General features: G+C 38.7%; 2 protein-coding genes. One reads left to right on the forward strand and one right to left on the reverse strand.

Features of this window, described 5'->3' with window-relative positions:
* The first annotated feature begins 475 nt into the window (after positions 1 to 475).
* Positions 476 to 1,987, forward strand: coding sequence for an IS1634 family transposase (locus ACXIUD_RS18245; protein WP_458054088.1), 1,512 nt, complete (start codon positions 476 to 478; stop codon positions 1,985 to 1,987).
* Positions 1,988 to 2,241: 254 nt separating this feature from the next.
* Here ACXIUD_RS18245 and ACXIUD_RS18250 read toward each other — a convergent pair.
* On the reverse strand, positions 2,242 to 2,980 hold a 739-nt coding region (locus ACXIUD_RS18250), incomplete at its 5' end, for a TolB family protein (protein WP_458054089.1).

Consider the following 2,980-nt stretch of genomic DNA (forward strand, 5'->3'; position numbering starts at 1 on the left):
AACCCACACTCCTAAGTGGTTTACTATTCCGGCCAATGTGTTAAAACCCATGGCAGTTGATTGGTTCTACATACGTATTTTTTCTCGAACCTGTTAGCTTTCCTGGATTTTTAGTAGGTTAAAACCTACAAAAGAGGAATGCTTTTTAAAGAACAATTCAAGTAATTACACGCCCTTAAATTATATCGCCGCAAGGCATAGCGCTTCCTTCGTGAAAGGTATCAACTTTGTCTCGCACTAATGTGATTTTCAGCCGTAACAAATTTCATCCTTTCCATTTTCTTCATTTCCCGATTCTCAGACAAGGCTTTATTCATTCATCCTTCCTCCCTCATCCTTCATCCTTTCTATTTCATTTTTCCTGACTTCGACATTCGTCAGTCCCATTTTTTCGCAAGGACCTGATATATAGTATTTTATATTTTTTTGGCTTTCAATTTTGGTGTCCCCGAGGTAATTTTGGTTACTTTTAAGCATGTTTGTCCGTAAAAAGCCCAATAAAAGTGGCAAGATCAGTGTTCAGGTAATAAACAAAATAAGGGGTAGTTATAAAGTTGCCAAAACCATAGGTAGTAGCGCTGACCCAGCAAAAATTGAAGAACTTGTTTCTTTGGGAGAAGAGTGGATCAGGAATTATAAAGGTGTTCTTGACATTCCTTTCAATAATGAAGAACAGGTTGCCGAATCTGTCTTGGAAAGTGTTGAAAACATTACTGTTTCGGGGACAGAACTCCTTCTTGACAGGATTTTCAATGATATTGGATTCAGTGTAATCAAAGATGATATTTTTAAGTGGCTTGTCTATTCCAGGATATGTTTTCCTGCCAGCAAACTCAAGACCTGCGAATACCTGCTGACCTATCATGGCCTTGATTTTCAGGTTCAGGATCTATACCGGTATATGGACAAGCTTTACAATAATTATAAAGAGATAGTACAGCTGATCAGTTTTGGTCACACCAAGAAAATACTGGGAGGCAGTATCAATATTGTTTTTTACGATTGTACCACACTTTATTTTGAAGTGGATCAGGAAGATGATCTCAGAAAGACCGGTTTTTCCAAAGAAGGCAAGCACCAGAATCCCCAGATAGTTTTGGGTTTACTGGTGGGGCTCGACGGGTACCCTCTGGCTTATGAGATTTTTGAGGGTAATAAGTTTGAGGGGCATACGATGATTCCGGTAATAGAGACTTTTAGGAAAAAGTATAATCTGCCCGCCCCAATAGTTGTGGCAGATTCTGGTTTGCTTTCCAAAAGCAATATCAAAGAATTACTTGATAACGGATATGAGTTTATTCTTGGGGCACGTCTTAAGTCTTCAGGTGCCAATCAAAAAAGTATGGTATTGGCTCTAGAGCTGGAAAATGGAGAGTGTGTTTATATGGATTGGGAAGAGAACCTTAGAATGGTTGTGAGCTACTCTGAAAAACGGGCCAAGAAGGATAGGATTAACAGGGAAAAAGGGCTTAAAAAGCTCGAAAAACAGTTAAATACAGGCAAACTCAATAAAACACATATTAATAACAGAGGCTATAACAAATACCTAAAAATGGAAGGTGAAATAAAGATAGCCTTGGATATGGAAAAGTTTGAACAGGATGGACGGTGGGATGGTCTGAAAGGTTACATCACCAATACAACACTTGATAAAGAACAGGTGAATGAGAATTACAACAACTTATGGAAGATTGAAAAGGCCTTCCGAATAACAAAAAATGATATCAAGGTAAGGCCAGTTTACCATTACAAGCAAAGGAGAATAGAAGCTCACATAAGTATAGCATTCGTGGCTTACAAGGTGTACAAAGAACTCGAACGGCAGTTGAATGAAAAAGAAGCAAATCTATCACCACAAAAGGCAATTGAAATAGCAAAAGGTATTTACACTGTAGAAATCCAACTCAAGTCAACGGGAAAAAAACTGAGAAAAACCCTGTTTTTGAACAAAAGACAGCAAAAACTGGCTAAAATGTTCGATTTTTGATTTTGGGTGTCCCAGTGTCGAAGTCAGGTGAAACTTTTCAAGACTTGCGTATGAGCTAAGGTTCTTTGCAGCCACCATGATCATGGTCGAAAAGTCTTCAGCCTCTTTCATCCGCTTATGTAGAACTTTAACCTAGAGGTTGAGTATTAATGCCACCCAAATATGGATTTTGAACCCCTTCTCACTGTCCGCCAAAAATATCTGTTTGAACTGTCGTCCCTCTTTTCAAAGCAGCAATAGCGTGTGTTAGATTGTTAAGGGGTTAAAAATTGATTTTCAAAAGTGAGTTGGAATGATTGGTTACTGACCAAATCCAATATATGTAGTCTACCGTTGCCTACATTTGAATTGGTATAGACTATTTTACTACTATCCGGTGACCATTCGGCACTATATGCGTTGCTTAATAGCATTGATTTTCTTTTTTCTGCAAGAAATAGAAGAAATGTCCCTACTATTGTATCGGGGCCATCTCCATTAGCGGTAAATAAAATCCGGTCTTTTCCGGTGGAAATTCTTAAATAACCCAGATAATGAAATGGATCTGAAAGTAGACCCAAAAGGTTTGCTTGCTCAGAAGTAACGTCTATTTTAAGGAGGTCAAATCGGATTGATCCTTTTCCATCCGGAACACCTCTATAAGAAATAATTTCATTCTCGTTATACCATTGAGGATCTCCAATATTTCCCGAATAAACTTGGCGGATTTCTTTTGTTTGCGAATCAAGAATCCAAATACCTTGAACTGAAGCTTTTTCAGGAGAAGTGTAACTTCTCCTGTATACTAAATTACTCGAAAAGCCTTCGAAGTTTGGTGAAAAATTTCTCCCTTCGAAGGTCAGTTGTTCTGAGCTGTCACCTTCCAATTCGGTGATCCAGATTTGGGCACCAAGGGAATAAGCAAGCCATTTGGAATCAGGGCTCCAGGCAGGATTTTGTCCACCGGGTATCCAAAAAGTGTTTTCACTGCCATCAGGCCTAATCCTGTAAATC

It is taken from the genome of Mongoliitalea sp. (assembly GCF_054166905.1).